Here is a 14999-nt window from a genome sequence, read left to right on the forward strand (position 1 = left end):
TGCCGCCGTATCAGGCAGCGAGTTGCCGTTCGAGAGGCGTGCGGAAGCTGGGGGTGATGCGGGTGGGGCCGAGCCAGGTGGCCAGGGCGTGGGCGGCGGTGTCGATGGCCGTACGGGCCTCGCGGCCGGGGTCGGTCAGGAGGTGGTGGTTGATCTGACCGTCGGGGCGTTGGGCCCAGGCGCCGACGACGCGGCCATCGGCCCAGATGGTGGGCCCGATATTGCCGTTGCGGTCGTACAGGGCGGGGACGTGGTCGGCGTCCAGGTAGAAGGAGCGGTGACGCCAGCCCATGGGCGTGGGGTCGAGGCCGGGCAGCAGGGCGACCCAGGGCTCGGCGGCGGGGGCGGCCTCGTCCCGGTCGGCGGGGAGGTAGCCGGTGCTGCCGTCGTCGAGTTCGACGTCCTCGGCGCCGATCGCGGCGAGGGCCCTGCGGGTGTCGGAGACGGTCCAGCCGGTCCACCACTTGAGGTCGTCGACGGTGGCGGGGCCGAAGGCGGCGAGATAATGGCGGGCCAACTGCGCCTTGGCCGCGGCGACTTCGGCCTCTCCGGAGTCCCGCGCGGCGTCCGGCTGCACGGTCCAGCGGAACTGACTGGAGGTCCACAGGCCGCGGGGCCGGGCCCGGCGGATGCGGCCCTCGGCGGCCAGGACCCGCAGGATGCGTGATCCGGCGCTCTGGCGGGACTCGTAGCTCTTGCCGGGGGCGAGCAGCAGCTGTTCGGCGAGTACGGGCACGTCCCGGGCGAGTTCGGCCGCGGTGGCCTCGCCGCGCTGCGCGAGCGCGGCCAGCAACTCCCGTTCGGCACGGGCCAGTTTGGCCTCGCTCCAGCCCGCACCGGTGAGCAGCGTACGCAGACCGGCGCGCTCCTTGGCGGCGACGGCACGGGCGGTGGAAGCGTGCACGGCGGGGGCGAGCGGGGTCGGGACGACGAACATGGTGCGCCGCATGCACAGCATTCGCGTGAGCGTGAGGTCGTCGTACAGGCCCCGCTCGACCTCGGCCACGCACGGCTCGGCGAGCCGCGCCGCTGCGGACAGGAACACGGTGGCCGGGTCGGTGGCGTGCAGCCCGACCAGGGCGTCGGCGACGTCCTCGACCCGGGCCGCCTTGCCGCCGGGCGTCAGGAGGTGACGGCGCCCCAGGCGGGCGCGCCGTTCGGCGTCGGTGACCTTGCGGCGCAGGCTCATGTCGTCCTCTCTCCGTCGGTGATCCCGCTGCCCGTAGGGGAGTTGGGGTAGGCGGGGTTGGGGGTGAGGATGCGGCGCAGGATGGTTTCGATCTCGCTGCGGGTGGGCGGGGTCGAGGTGGCCAGGGCGCGCAGGCTGATGCCGTTGAGGGCGGCGGCGGCCGCGGTGGCGGTGTCCGGGTCGGTGTAGTGGTTCAGCGCCCAGAGGTTCAGCGCGTGGTAGCGGTCCGCGATCGGCCGCAGGGCCGGGCGGCGCAGCGCGGCGAGGTAGAGCTCGAACTCCAGGACCTGCTGGTCGCGTTCGGTGCCGAAGCTGTGCACGAGGGCATCGGTGAGCAGCACGGCGAACTGCTCATGGGTCAGATCGGGCCGCTCGGCGACCCACGTGTGCAGGTAGGCGGAGAAGCGGTCGACGGCCCGGGCCAGCGCCGCCGCGAGCAGATCCTCCTTCGTCGCGAAGTGGTACGTCGTCGCCCCCAGCGGCACCCCCGCCTCCGTGGCCACCGCGCGGTGCGTCAGCCCCTCGACGCCGCGGTCGGCGATGACCCGCTCGGTCGCGGCGATGATCTCCTCGATCCGCCGCTCGGGATCGCGGCGTCGGCGGGAGGGGGGTTTGTCGGCGGGCATGCGGGGCTCCATGGACCGGGAGGCGAACGGTGTCGTTAGTACAAAGGTACAGCAAGGGCCTCGGTGCCTGGTCTCCGCACCCTCCGCACCTGTACGGGCCTTCCGGGCGCCTCGGCGTCCGGACCTCTGTCTTCAATGTCCGAGTTGCGCACCTCGTTCGAGTCCGCTACAGTACATATGTACTACAAGTAAGCGAGCGGAGGGTGCGGAGACCACGCCCCTCACCCTCCCTCCGACTCTCCCCCCGAGGACTGATCCCCATGAAGGCACCCGCCATCGCCCCCTGCCTGGGCGTGAAGAACACCCAGGCATCCGTCGACTTCTACGAGAAGCTCGGCTTCACCGCCCTGCCCGCGGGCGACAACCCCGACGACGACCTTCGATCGCTCCTCTTCGAGGGCGAGTTCGCACTCATGGTCCACCGCGATGAGCACCTGCGGAGCTGGCTGCCGGTCCTGGCGGACACCCCGGTGGGCGCGTTCGGCATGTTCTACCTGGCCGTCAAGGACTTCGACGCGTACGTGGCCCGGATCCGGCCGCTGGTGACGGCGGTCAAGGACGCCGAGGTCGACGGCCAGCAGATCTTCTACTTCCGCGACCCCGACGGCTACGTCATCGGCGTGACCCAGAAGAGGGAGTGGTGAGGAGCCCTGCAGGCTCAGCCGCAGGCCTCCCGTTAGACCGGAGTGACGTAGGCCCCCGCGATGCCGCCGTCGACCAGGAATTCGGCGGCGTTGATGAAGGAGGAGTCGTCGCTGGCGAGGAAGGCGACCGCGGCGGCCATTTCCTCGGGTTCGGCGAAGCGGCCCATCGGGACGTGGACCAGGCGGCGCTGGGCGCGCTCGGGGTCCTTGGCGAACAGCTCCTTGAGGAGCGGGGTGTTGACCGGCCCCGGGCAGAGCGCGTTGACGCGGATGCCCTCGCGGGCGAACTGGACGCCCAGCTCGCGGGACATGGACAGCACCCCGCCCTTGGACGCGGTGTAGCTGATCTGCGAGGTGGCGGCGCCCATGACCGCCACGAAGGACGCGGTGTTGATGATGGAGCCGCGGCCCTGCTCGCGCATGTACGGGATGGCGGCCTTGCAGCACAGGTAGACGGAGGTCAGGTTGACCTCCTGGACCCGCTTCCAGGCCTCCAGGCCGGTGGTGAGGATCGAGTCGTCGTCGGGCGGGGAGATGCCCGCGTTGTTGAAGGCGATGTCGACCGAGCCGTAGGTGTCGTACGCCGTCTTGAAGAGCGCCTCGACCTCGTCGGACTCGGTGACGTCGACCTTGACGAAGATGCCGTCCACCTCATCGGCGGCCTGCTTGCCCGCGGCCTCGTCGATGTCGGCGCAGACGACGTTCGCGCCCTCGGAGGCGAGGCGCCGGGCGGTGGCCAGGCCGATTCCGCTGCCCGCACCGGTGATGACGGCGGTACGGCCGACGAGCCGACGGCACAGGGACTTCTGCTCGGTCATGGGCTGAGCCTTTCTTTCGTGGCTTGCTGTGGTGGTGGGCCATGGAACCGCCCCGGGTGGTGCCGATCAGTCCTCGGTGCTGATGAACACGTTCTTCGTCTCGGTGAAGGCGGCGAGCGCGTCGGGGCCCAGCTCCCGGCCGAGCCCCGACTGCTTGTAACCGCCGAACGGGGTCCAATACCGCACGCTGCTGTGCGAGTTGACGGACAGGTTCCCCGCCTCGACCCCGGCGGAGACGCGGAGCGCGCGCCCCACGTCGCGGGTCCAGATCGAGCCGGAGAGCCCGTACTCGGTGGCGTTGGCGAGGCGGATCGCGTCGGCCTCGTCCTCGAAGGGCAGGACGACGGCCACGGGGCCGAAGATCTCCTCGACGGCGGCCGGGTGGTCGGGGGAGTCCGGGGCCAGGACCGTGGCCGGGTACCAGAAGCCCTTGCCCTCCGGCGCTTCCCCGCGGATGACGACCGGCGCGTCCTCGGGGACGTAGGAGCGTACGGTCTCGCGCTGGGCGGCGGAGATCAGTGGGCCCATGTCGGTGGCCGGGTCGGCCGGGTCGCCGACGGTGACGGCCTTGACGGCGGGCTCGAGCAGCTCAAGGAACCGGTCGTAGACGGACCGCTGCACGAGGATGCGGCTGCGGGCGCAGCAGTCCTGGCCCGTGTTGTCGAGGAAGGAGCCCGGGGCCGCGGCCGCGGCCTTCTCGATGTCGGCGTCGGCGAAGACGATATTGGGGCTCTTGCCGCCGAGTTCGAGGGTCACGCGCTTCACGCCGCCCGCGCACTTGGCCATGATCTGCTTGCCGACGCCGGTGGAGCCGGTGAACACGACCTTGGCCACGCCCGGGTGCTCGACCAGCGCATTACCCACGACCCGGCCCGCGCCCGGCACGGCCTGGAACAGCCCCTCGGGCAGCCCCGCCACCAGGCCGAGCTCGGCGAGCCGGAGGGCGGTGAGCGGGGTCATCTCGGCGGGCTTGAGGAGCACGGCGTTGCCCGCGGCCAGCGCGGGGGCGACCCCCCAAGAGGCAATCGGCATGGGGAAGTTCCACGGCGCGATCACCGCCACCACGCCGAGCGGTTCGTGCAGGGTGACGTTGAGGCCACCGGCGACCGGGATCTGCGCACCCGTCAGCCGCTCGATGCCCCCGGCCGCGTACTCGAACAGGTCACGGGCGTTGCCCGCCTCCCAACGCGCGTTGCCGATGGGGTGCCCGGCCTCGCTGACCTCCAGCTGGGCCAGCTCCTCCACGTGCTCGTCGATGACCGCGGCGAAGCGGCGCAGCAGCCGGGCCCGGTCGCCGGGGGCGAGGGCCGCCCACCGGGCCTGGGCCTGTGCGGCCCGCGCGACAGCCGCGTCGACGTCGGACGGCGTCGACGCGGTGACGGTGGCGACGAGTTCCTCGGTCGCCGGGTTGAGTACGTGATGCTCGCTCACAGCGGTTCTCCAGATGAGGCAGGTACGAGGTGACGTAGGCACGAAGGCAGGTACAGAGGCGGGTAGAGAAGCAGGCACAAAGGCAGTTACAGAGGCGGGTACTAAAGACAGGCGCAGGTCGCTTACACGCGCTTACATGCGCTCGAAGGACCGGAACCGCTCCCAGTCGGTCACAGCGGAGTCGTAGGCAGCCAGCTCGACACGGGCCATATGGGCGTAATGCTCGACAACTTCCTCCCCGAAGGCGGCCTTCGCGATCGGGCTGCCCGCCCACAGTTCGGCGGCCTCGCGCAGGGTCGTCGGGACGTGCTGCGCGTCGCCGGTGTACGCATTGCCGGTACAGACCTCGGGCAGCTCCAGCTCGTGCTCGATGCCGTACAGGCCCGCCGCGACCATGCCCGCCACCGCGAGATACGGGTTCACATCGCCGCCGGGAAGGCGGTTCTCGAAGCGGTGGGCGTGGCCGCGGCCGATGACGCGCAGGGCGCAGGTGCGGTTGTCCGGGCCCCAGGCGACCGCGGTGGGCGCGAAGGAGCCCGGCCGGAACCGCTTGTACGAGTTGATGTTCGGCGCGTACAGGAGCGTGAAGTCGCGCATGGCGGCGATCTGTCCGGCGAGGAAGTGCCGCATGAGCGTGGACATCCCGAACTCTCCGGCGTCATCGGCGAGTACCGGGTTCCCGTCCTCGTCGCGCAGCGAGAGGTGGATGTGGCAGGAGTTGCCCTCGCGCTCGTCGTACTTGGCCATGAAGGTGAGCGAGTGGCCCTCCTGCGCGGCGATCTCCTTGGCGCCCGTCTTGTAGATGGAGTGCTGGTCGCAGGTGACCAGCGCCTCGTCGTAGCGGAAGGCGATCTCGTGCTGGCCGAGGTTGCACTCGCCCTTGGCGGACTCGACGGTCATCCCGGCCGCGCCCATCTCGTTGCGGATACGGCGAAGCAGCGGCTCCACGCGGCTCGTGCCGAGGATCGAGTAGTCCACGTTGTAGAGGTTCGCGGGGTTCATGTCCCGGTACCCGCGGTTCCAGGCGTCCTCGTAGGTGTCCCGGAAGACCATGAACTCCAGCTCGGTACCGGCGTACGCACTCCAGCCGCGCTCGGCGAGCCGGTCGAGCTGGCGGCGCAGGATCTGTCGCGGGGAGGCGGCCACCGGGCTGCCGTCGTGCCAGACCAGGTCGGCCGTGATCATGGCGGTGGCCGGGTTCCACGGGATGCGGCGCAGCGTGGCCGGGTCGCACCGCATGACGAAGTCGCCGTAGCCGTGCTCCCAGGAGGACATGGCGTAGCCGTCCACGGTGTTGAGGTCGACGTCGACGGCGAGGAGGTAGTTGCACCCCTCGGTGCCGCGCTCCAGCGCGTCGTCGAGGAAGAACCGGGCCGCGAACCGCTTGCCCTGGAGCCTGCCCTGCATATCGGTGAAGGCCAGGACGACGGTGTCGATCTCCCCGGCGTCCACGAGCGTCCTGAGCTCGTCGACGGAGAGCGGGGGCGTGCTGTCTGCCACGGAATTGCCTCCTGGCGTGGGTTCAGGGACTACCGGGGCTCCGCTGGAGGGCACCGGACGCCTTAAGGTACGCATCCAAACCATTGATTGGGAAGGGGTGCGGCTGAGGAGTCGATGCATCCGCTGGTTGCCTGTGCGAGTCACGTGCGGCTGGCAAGCGGGGCAGGCGCACTCTGCGGTAAAGGTGTGGACCCATACCTTTCTGGCTCGAAGTGGGGAGCAGCGCGATCGCGGCGATGTGGTGAGCCCTCCCCGCGCGCGCAGGCGGTTGTTGCCTCCGAGGATTGGGTAAAGCAACGTTAAAGGCGCCTCAGGCCGATTCAGCGGGTCAGGAGGGGATCGCCATGGATCCGTGGGTGATCTGGTTGATCGTCGCAGCGGTCCTGGTCGTGGTGGAGATCTTCACTCTCACCGCCGCACTCGGAATGCTGGGTGCGGCCGCGTTGGTCACGGCAGGAGCCGCCGCCGTCGGTCTTCCGGTGCCGTTCCAACTCGTGGTGTTCGCCCTCGTCTCTACCGTGACCATGATTTTCGTACGCCCAATTGCGCTGCGCCATGTCCGCCAGCCCGAAAGGGCGCGATTCGGCGTGGACGCACTCGTCGGAACGTCCGCCTATGTCGTGACGGAGGTGACGGCCCGGGACGGCAGGGTCCGTATCGCAGGCGAGGAATGGACGGCCCACGCTTACGACGAGACGATGGTGATTCCTCCTGGAACAACCGTCGATGTACTGGAGATCAGCGGCACCACCGCCCTCGTCTATCCCCGGGAGTGAGCCATGGAAGTCTCGGCACTCTTCGTCGCCGGCCTGATCGTCGCCCTGCTCGCGGTCTTCACGGTGGTACGAGCGGTACGCATCGTGCCCCAAGCACGCGCCCGGAATGTCGAACGCCTCGGCCGCTACCACCGCACCCTCAAACCCGGCCTCAGCCTCGTGATCCCGTATATCGACCGCGTCCACCCGATGATCGACCTGCGGGAACAGGTCGTCTCCTTCCGGCCGCAGCCGGTCATCACCGAGGACAATCTCGTCGTCGAGATCGACACCGTCCTGTATTTCCAGGTCACCGACCCACGAGCGGCCTTCTACGAGATCGCGAATTTCCTTCAGGCGGTCGAACAGCTCACCGTCACCACCTTGCGCAATGTCGTGGGTTCCATGGACCTGGAGAAAACCCTCACCTCACGCGACACCATCAACAGCCAGCTGCGCGGCGTCCTCGACGACGCCACTGGAAAGTGGGGGCTGAGAGTCAATCGCGTGGAGATCAAGGCCATTGACCCGCCGCAGTCCATCAAGGACGCCATGCAGAAGCAGATGCGTGCCGAGCGGGACAAGCGGGCCGCGATCCTCGGGGCCGAAGGACAACGCCAGTCGCAGATCCTCACCGCCGAGGGCGACAAGCAGGCCGCGGTCCTTCGCGCGGAGGGCAGCCGTACCGCCGAGATCCTCAAGGCTGAGGGCCAGTCCCGGGCCATCGACGAGGTCTTCCAGGCCGTGCACCGCAACGACCCGGACCCCAAGCTGCTCGCCTACCAGTACCTCACGGTGCTGCCCCAACTCGCGCAGGGCTCCGGCAGCACCTTCTGGGTGATCCCCAGCGAGGTCACCTCCGCACTCCAGGGCGTGTCCCGCGCCTTCAGCGAGGCGCTGCCCCAGTCACCGGCCACCCGCGAGAAGCCCTCGGACGACATGGCCGCCCAGGCCGCCAGCGACAAGGTGCAGGCCGCGGAAGCCGCCGCCGAGGCCGTCGCCGACGCGGCCAAGGCCGAAGGCGTCACCCCCGCCGCCATCCGACCCGACACTCCCGACTCCACCGAGAGCCGGTGACCGGGACCCATCCACCACGCTGAGCTGGTACTCCGCGACCTCTGACCACCTTCTTCCCCTCTTGTCGGGGGTCGCGCCGCCTGGCTTGTTGCCGTGAGGCGAGGGGATCATGCTGGGTCGTATGACAGCTGCCGACGCTACGGCCATCGTCGATGCACGGGGCGTGGTGACGGGGTGGAGCGATGGTGCGCGGCGACTCACGGGCTACACGGCAGAGGAGGTCGTGGGGCGGGAGGCGAGCGCGCTCCTCGTAGGAGAGCCGTCGGAGGGGCAGGCGGCCACGGCACTGGCGGGCGCGACCGCGCTGACCGGAGTGGTCACCCTGCGGCACCGGGACGGGCAGACCGTTGAACTGGCCCTGTCGGCGTGCCCCGTACAGGGCCAGGACGGCGGCCCGCTGGGTTACGTGATCACCGCCGCGCCGCAAGCCGCGCAGCCGGACACCACCGGCCCAAGCGTGGCCGAGCTGGCGTTCCAGCAGGCGTCCGTCTCCATGTCCGCCTTCGACACCCAGCAGCGGTATCTCCGGATGAACGAAGTGGCCTCCCAGGTGATGGGGGTCGGCGAGGAGGAACTGCGCGGGCGGTTCTACATGGACACGGTGGACGACGCGGAGCACAGCCGGGGATTCAACAGCCACCTGCGTCAGGTGGCCGAGACCGGCCGCCCCGTCCACTACGAGAGCTACACGCGTGCGCCGTCCGGGACCCGCGAGCACGCCTGGAACGTCGAGATGTGGCCGGTGCGGGGCCACTCCGGGGAGCTGATCGCGGTCGCCCTGGCGGCCTTCGACAGCAGTGAACAGCACTGGGCGCGGCAGCGCCTCGCCCTCCTGAACGAGGCCGCGGCCTCCATCGGGACCACGCTGGACGTGGTGCAGACCGCCGAGGAGCTGGTGGCGCTCGCCGTGCCACGCTTTGCCGACTTCGCCAGCGTGGATCTCTTCGGCTGGGTCCTGGGGGCGGAGGAACCGGCGACGACGGTGGACCGTGCCGGTTTCGTCCTGCACCGGGTGGCGCACCGGTCCGGCACCGAGGGGACACCGGAAGCCGTCGTCGGGCTCGGCGAGACGGACACATATCCACCCTTCTCGCCGCCCGCACGGGCGCTCGCGGAGCGGCGGCCGGTGCTCAGCAGGGCCGGAGAACCCGGCTTCGACCGCTGGGTGGGCGAGCACCCCGCACGCAGCGCAAAGCTCCGCGAGAGCGGCGTGACCGTCCATTCGCTGGTGGCGGCGCCCCTGCGGGCCCGCGGCACCACCCTGGGCGTCGCCATCTTCGTCCGCGCCGTCAACCCCGACCCGTACGGTCGCGACGACGTGGCCCTCGCCGAGGAGCTGGGCAGCCGGGCCGCCGTGTGCGTGGACAACGCCCGCAGGTTCGCCCGCGAGAGGTCCACCGCGCTGACCCTCCAGAACAGCCTGCTCGGCCAGCGGCTGCCTCCGCAGGCGGCGATCGAGGTCGCCCACCGCTATCTTCCGGCCGGTTCCGGAACGGACGTCGGCGGCGACTGGTTCGACGTGATCCCGCTCTCCGGCTGCCGGGTCGCGCTGGTCGTCGGCGATGTGGTGGGGCACGGCATCCACTCCTCGGCGACCATGGGGCGGCTGCGTACGGCGGTACGGACCCTGGCCGATGTGGACCTTCCGCCGGACGAGCTCCTCACCCACCTCGACGACCTGGTGACCAACCTGGCCAGCGACGAGACCGGCGGCGCGGACGTCGCCGAGCTCGGCGCGACCTGCCTGTACGCGGTGTACGACCCCGTCTCCCGCCGCCTGTCCCTGGCCAGCGCCGGGCACCCGCCGCCCGCCGTGGTGCTGCCCGGCGGCACGGTCGAGCTCATCGAGATCTCCGCCGGACCGCCCCTCGGCGTCGGCGGCCTGCCCTTCGAGGCGACGGAACGCGAGCTGCCCGAAGGCTCGTTGGTCACCCTCTATACGGACGGGCTGATCGAGGGCCGCGACCGCGACGTGGACGAGGGCACCGAGGAACTGTGCCGCGCCCTTGCCCGGCCCCGCGATTCGCTCGGCGCCATCTGCGACACGGTCCTCCAGTCCCTGCTGCCACAGCGCCCCCGCGACGACGTAGCGCTCCTCCTGGCCCGTACCCGCGCCCTCGACGACGACCAAGTGGCCACCTGGGACCTCTCACCGGACCCCGAAGAAGTGGCCACCGCCCGCCAGAACGCCACCGAACAGCTCGCCGCATGGGGGTTGGACGAGGCCGCCTTCGTCACCGAGCTGGTCGTCAGCGAACTGGTCACCAACGCCATCCGCTACGGCCTCCCGCCCATCCAACTGCGCCTGATCCGCGACCGCGCACTGATCTGCGAGGTCTCCGACGCCAGCTCCACCTCACCGCACCTGCGCCGAGCGGCCGTCTACGACGAGGGCGGCCGCGGCCTCCTCATGGTCGCCCAACTCACCCAACGCTGGGGCAGCCGACAAACCCCCAAGGGCAAAACAATCTGGGCCGAGCAACTCCTCCCGCCCGCCTGAGGGCCGCACGAACGCCCTCAGTCGGACTTCGGGCCGTAGAGCGCGGCGATGTCTTCGGAGGAGGGCCACCGGCTGTACGTGGGCGACTGTGGCCAGCCGTCGGGCGAGTCCTGCCACTCCTCCTGTCGCCCGTACGGCAACACGTCGATCAGCGCGAAGGTGTGGCTGAGCTGTTCGGTGCCGCGGCCGTTGGTGTGCCAGGTGCGATAGACGGTGTCGCCATCGCGCAGGAAGACGTTGACGGCGAATCCGCCGCCGGGCGGTGCGCCGACGTCGGTGCCGAACGGGCTGTTCGCGGTGGAGTACCAGGTCATCTTGTTCCCGACCCGCCGCTTGTACGCGAGTGCCTCGTCGATCGGGCCCTGGGTGACGATGACGAACCGGGCATCGTAGTTGTCCAGGAGCTCCGGCCGGGTGAATTGCGCGGTGAACCCCGTGCAGCCCGGGCACTGCCACTCCTCGCCCGGGAACCACATGTGGTTGTAGACGATCAGCTGCCGCTTGCCTTCGAAGACGTCCGCAAGGCGGACCGGTCCGTCCTCGCCCTCGAGCGTGTAGTCGGGCAGCTCGACCATGGGAAGGCGGCGGCGCTGGGCGGCGATCGCGTCGAGTTCCCGGGTGGCGGCCTTCTCCCGGACACGCAGTGCTTCGAGCTCACGCTGCCAGGTGTCGGCGTCGACGACGGGCGGTAGTGCGTTGGTGCTCATGGTCCCCTCACAGATCCTGTGGGCAACTTGCCGTGTGTAGGGGTAGACCCCGCCCGTTCGTCGAACTCATCGGTGGTCGGCCATGCGATCTGTCATCACCGGGCGTTCATCACCGGACGTATGCGGGTTGCTACGTCTGATCACTCCGCTTCCGCATCAGGAGACGGCCCTGGCGGAACCGTTCCCCCTCGCGCGGCTCCCGCAGCATGCGGCCGACTTCCGCGAATCCGGATGCGCGGGCCAGCGCCGCGAGTTCGTCGATCGGCCACCGGTAGGCGGTCGTCACTTTGTGGTCGAACGGCGTAACCGGCTCATCCTCCGACTCGAAGAAGGCGAGCAAGAGGTGGCCGTCCGGCGCGAGGAGGCGTCGGAACTCCGCCAAGTACGCGGGTATTTCCCGAGGTGGGGTGTGGATGACCGAATACCAGGACACGATGCCGGTCAGCTCGTCGTCGGCCAGGTCCAGGGCGTCCATGGAGCCGACCTCGAACCGCAGGTCCGGGTAGGCCTCGCGGGCGAGGTCGATCATCACCGGGGACAGGTCGACACCGAAGACGTCAAGGCCCAGGTCCCGCAGGTGGGCGGTCACACGTCCAGGGCCGCAGCCCAGCTCGGCGACGGGCCCGGCACCGGTACTAGTACCGGTACCAGTGGTCCGTACGAGCTCGGCGAAGGCGGCGAGCAGCGCGCGGTCCAGCGGCTGGGCGTCAAGCTCATGGCGGACGAGTTCGGCGTAGAGGACGGCCACGGCATCGTAGGCATCCGCTGTCGTGTCGAGGTACGAGGAAGCGTCAGTCACACCCACAGGACCCTAGAGCCTCGCCGGTCACGGCGGTGACCGACCCCTCGCCGACCCCTCGGATCAGCCGACCTTGGCCGGGGCGGCGCGGTCCGGCACGGCGTCGGCTTCTCCGGCGTCAGTTACCTGCCGAGAAGGGGGAGTTGGGGTGCGCAGGATCCCGTACGTCCCGAGAGCGGCGGTCGCCAGGATCACACCGGCTGCCCCCAGCGTCACGGCATCCGGGCGGAGGAGCGGCTGCCCCCGTAGCGCCTGCCAAAGGACGAGCGCGAAGGCGGCGCCGTACACCCCGGACGCGAGCTGCACCAGGCGCGACCGCACCCGGTCATCGGCGAGGCGGGCGAAGCGCGGGGCGAGGGCGGTCAGCGCCATGACCACCAGCGGCAGGAGCTGCAACGCGTGCATGCCGAAGAAGTGCGGGATCCGCAGATCGCCGCCGGTCGTCGACCAGCCGGTCAGCGGCATGGCGGGACCGCCGTCCGGCACGCCCACGCTGTGCGCGCCGACCACCTTGGAGATCCCGCGCTCCTGCCCGGGCGCGGGCCGCGCCATCAGGAATCCGACGGCGGCCCCGGCCAGGGCCAGGACGATGCCGGAGCGCATCGCCCAGGCGGACGCGCGGTCGGCCATGCGGGCGCGGAGCAGCAGCACGGCGACGGCGAGCGTACCGAGCCACAGGACGACGGCCGTGATGGCCATCGCGTTGAACAGCGCATCGTCGAAGGGGGTTTCGTGGTTGAAGTGGCTGCGCTTCCCGCGTATCACCTGCCCCGTGATGATCACCATCTCGACGAGGCACGCGAGTGCGACGACGGTCCCCGCCCACCAGCCCGCGCGTCGGCCGCGGGGAAGCAGCGACAGCATCCAGGCCAGGGAGAGGCAGTACGCCGCGAAGGAGACCGCGAACTTGAACGGCTTGGCCCAGATCGGCGCCCCCACCAGGACACGGTCGTCGACGACGAGTCCCACGGCGGACAGGACCGCCATTACCACCATCGCCGCCGAGAACAGCACCAGCGGCCGATGCCACGACCGCCATGGACCGGAACCCCACCACGACGAAGCTGATGAAGAAGACGAAGCTGATGACGAAGACGGAGCTGATGAAGAAGACATGACCCTCCCCGTGTATGGATAGCGTCGCTATCCGCTATCTGATAGCGACACTATCTATCATGGGAGGCGAGGCTGGCAAGGGTCGGCGCAGTGAGCAGGGCGGGCGAAGGTCAAGGAGTGAACCGGCAGTGCGTATGGGCGAGTTGAGTGCGAGAACCGGAGTGCCGGTGCCGACGATCAAGTACTACGTCCGTGAAGGGCTGCTCCCTCCCGGCGAGCTGACCAGCCCCAATCAGGCGTCCTACGGCGAGGCGCACGAGCGTCGGCTGCAACTCATCCGCGCACTGCTCGATGTGGGCGGCATGAAGGTGGCCGAAATCGCGGACGTACTGACGGCCATCGACGATCCGTCGCGGCCCCTGCACAAAGTCCTCGGCGCCGCCACGGAGCGCCTCGGCACCGCGAGCGTCGATCACGACGACGCCGAGTCGGAAGCCGCGCATGCCGCCGTCGCCGACCTCATCTCGCGGCGCGGCTGGCGGACGAACGAGTCCAACCCCGCCGCGGTCGACCTGTCGAAGGCCCTCGCCGCCATGGCCCGGCTGGGGCACGGCGCATTCGTCGAGGTACTCGACGACTACGCCGACGCCGCCGAACAGGTCGCCGGTGCCGACCTCGCGTACGTGGACCAGCGGGTGGCGGTCGAGGACATCGTGGAGAGTGTGGTGATCGGAACCGTACTGGGCGAGGCGGTGTTCAGCGCGCTCCGCAGGCTGGCCCATGTGGACGCCTCGGCGAAGCTGTTCGGCACGGAGGGGCCGACGGAGGGCCCGACGGAGCGTCAGCCGAGCTGAGCCGACGGTCAATCAGAGGTATATGGGGCGTTCGGAATCCTCGAGGCGCCGCAAGAGGCGGCCTCACCGGAATGCATTCAGCCCCGTCAGCCCGCTGGAGAGTTCCCAGAGACGGGATGCCGCCTCGGGGTCCACGGCCCAGGGCTTGACTCCGCCGATGAGCATGTCGTCGCTGGTCGCCGGTGCGGCGATGTCGCAATCCTGGCAGTAGGCCCCTCCGTGGCCATCGAGGAGCGGTGACGTGGCCGCCCATACGGCTGTTGCCGCGCCTTGCTGTGGGGATTTGAAGCCGTCGGCGGGCTTGCCGTCCGGGGTCACCCAGCCCTGTGCGAGCCACTCCTCGCGGGGGATGTGGCGCTGCAACGGCGTGAGGATGCTGCCGGGGTGGACCGCGAAGGCGTGCAGGCCGCTGTCCGCACCGAGGGCGTCGAGGTGCAGGGCGAACAGTGCGTTGGCGGTCTTGGACTGGGCGTAGGCCACCCAGCGGTCGTAACCGGTACGGAAGTGGAGGTCGTTCCAGCGGATGTCGGACAGGAAATGTCCGGATGAGGCTACGGACACCACGCGGGTCCGGCCGGGGGCGAAGGCCGGACGGAGGCGTTGGCTGAGCGCGAAGTGACCGAGGTGGTTGATCGCGAAGTGCGCCTCCCAGCCGGGGCCGACCCGCGATTCCGGGCAAGCCATCACCCCCGCGCCGTTGATGAGTACGTCCAGGGTGCGGCCGGTGTCCAGGAAGCGTTCCGAGAAGGCCCGTACGCTCTCCAGGTCTGCCAGATCGAGGGCGTACGTCTCCGCCCTCGGGATGTCGTGCAGGGCCTGTTCGGCGGTGGCGGGTCGGCGAGCGGGGACGATGACGTGCGCTCCGGCGCGGGCGAGAGCGCGGGTGGTCTCCAGGCCGAGGCCCGAGTAGCCGCCCGTGACAAGGGCGTTGGTACCGGTCAGATCGATGCCCGCGAGGACGTCGTCGGCCGTGCTGTGGGCGCCGAACCCGGTACCGATCTTCCGCTGCTTCGTGATCATGCCCGTGACGCTAGAACCTGGAC

14 protein-coding genes are annotated in these 14999 nt (G+C 70.0%); 5 read left to right on the top strand and 9 right to left on the bottom strand.

Translation table 11 applies throughout. From position 1 onward, the window contains the following. Positions 1-10: 10 nt before the first annotated feature. Together ACWD10_RS06695 and ACWD10_RS06700 are read right to left on the bottom strand one after the other, a co-directional pair. A complete protein-coding gene (locus ACWD10_RS06695; protein ID WP_451087717.1) occupies positions 11-1189 on the bottom strand; it encodes a winged helix DNA-binding domain-containing protein in 1179 nt (392 codons plus the stop codon). Next, on the bottom strand, positions 1186-1815 hold the full coding sequence (locus ACWD10_RS06700; RefSeq protein ID WP_451087719.1) for a TetR/AcrR family transcriptional regulator: 630 nt from the start codon (positions 1813-1815) through the stop codon (positions 1186-1188). The genes ACWD10_RS06695 and ACWD10_RS06700 overlap by 4 nt, the downstream gene beginning before the upstream one ends. A 260-nt stretch (positions 1816-2075) precedes the next feature. On the opposite strand from ACWD10_RS06700, the gene ACWD10_RS06705 reads away from it, so the two are divergent. Then, complete coding sequence (locus tag ACWD10_RS06705) at positions 2076-2459, top strand: VOC family protein (protein WP_451087721.1); 384 nt, start codon at positions 2076-2078, stop codon at positions 2457-2459. A gap of 32 nt (positions 2460-2491) precedes the next feature. Here ACWD10_RS06705 and ACWD10_RS06710 read toward each other — a convergent pair whose 3' ends face one another. The 3 genes from ACWD10_RS06710 to ACWD10_RS06720 all read right to left on the bottom strand — a co-directional run bounded on the left by ACWD10_RS06710 (position 2492) and on the right by ACWD10_RS06720 (position 6208). After that, complete coding sequence (locus tag ACWD10_RS06710; RefSeq protein WP_451087723.1) at positions 2492-3277, bottom strand: 3-oxoacyl-ACP reductase; 786 nt, start codon at positions 3275-3277, stop codon at positions 2492-2494. A gap of 66 nt (positions 3278-3343) precedes the next feature. Further along, entirely contained in the window at positions 3344-4723 is a 1380-nt protein-coding gene (locus ACWD10_RS06715) for an aldehyde dehydrogenase family protein (protein ID WP_451087822.1), read from the bottom strand. A 117-nt stretch (positions 4724-4840) separates the two neighbouring features. Then, positions 4841-6208 carry a glutamine synthetase family protein gene (locus tag ACWD10_RS06720; protein ID WP_451087725.1) on the bottom strand — a complete coding sequence of 456 codons (1368 nt, stop codon included), beginning with the start codon at positions 6206-6208 and terminating at the stop codon, positions 4841-4843. A 344-nt stretch (positions 6209-6552) separates the two neighbouring features. Between ACWD10_RS06720 and ACWD10_RS06725 the strand changes: the two genes are divergently transcribed. From ACWD10_RS06725 to ACWD10_RS06735, 3 genes are all read left to right on the top strand, one after another. Further along, on the top strand, positions 6553-6984 hold the full coding sequence (locus tag ACWD10_RS06725; protein WP_451087727.1) for an NfeD family protein: 432 nt from the start codon (positions 6553-6555) through the stop codon (positions 6982-6984). A 3-nt stretch (positions 6985-6987) separates the two neighbouring features. Then, on the top strand, positions 6988-8040 hold the full coding sequence (locus tag ACWD10_RS06730) for an SPFH domain-containing protein (RefSeq protein WP_451087729.1): 1053 nt from the start codon (positions 6988-6990) through the stop codon (positions 8038-8040). 121 nt (positions 8041-8161) lie between these two features. Next, complete coding sequence (locus tag ACWD10_RS06735) at positions 8162-10540, top strand: SpoIIE family protein phosphatase (protein ID WP_451087731.1); 2379 nt, start codon at positions 8162-8164, stop codon at positions 10538-10540. Positions 10541-10557: 17 nt separating this feature from the next. Here the strand turns inward: ACWD10_RS06735 and ACWD10_RS06740 are convergent, their stop codons facing one another. The 3 genes from ACWD10_RS06740 to ACWD10_RS06750 all read right to left on the bottom strand — a co-directional run bounded on the left by ACWD10_RS06740 (position 10558) and on the right by ACWD10_RS06750 (position 13042). Continuing rightward, positions 10558-11247: a DUF899 domain-containing protein gene (locus ACWD10_RS06740; RefSeq protein ID WP_451087733.1), complete on the bottom strand. Its 690-nt coding sequence runs from the start codon at positions 11245-11247 to the stop codon at positions 10558-10560. Positions 11248-11377: 130 nt separating this feature from the next. Further along, positions 11378-12046: a class I SAM-dependent methyltransferase gene (locus ACWD10_RS06745; RefSeq protein ID WP_451087735.1), complete on the bottom strand. Its 669-nt coding sequence runs from the start codon at positions 12044-12046 to the stop codon at positions 11378-11380. A 63-nt stretch (positions 12047-12109) separates the two neighbouring features. Further along, on the bottom strand, positions 12110-13042 hold the full coding sequence (locus tag ACWD10_RS06750) for a hypothetical protein (RefSeq protein ID WP_451087824.1): 933 nt from the start codon (positions 13040-13042) through the stop codon (positions 12110-12112). Between the two features lie 281 nt (positions 13043-13323). Between ACWD10_RS06750 and ACWD10_RS06755 the strand changes: the two genes are divergently transcribed. Continuing rightward, entirely contained in the window at positions 13324-13956 is a 633-nt protein-coding gene (locus ACWD10_RS06755; RefSeq protein ID WP_451087826.1) for a MerR family transcriptional regulator, read from the top strand. A gap of 63 nt (positions 13957-14019) precedes the next feature. Here ACWD10_RS06755 and ACWD10_RS06760 read toward each other — a convergent pair whose 3' ends face one another. After that, positions 14020-14976 carry an SDR family NAD(P)-dependent oxidoreductase gene (locus ACWD10_RS06760; RefSeq protein ID WP_451087737.1) on the bottom strand — a complete coding sequence of 319 codons (957 nt, stop codon included), beginning with the start codon at positions 14974-14976 and terminating at the stop codon, positions 14020-14022. Between the last annotated feature and the right edge of the window lie 23 nt (positions 14977-14999).

This window comes from Streptomyces sp. NPDC002851, from assembly GCF_053591935.1.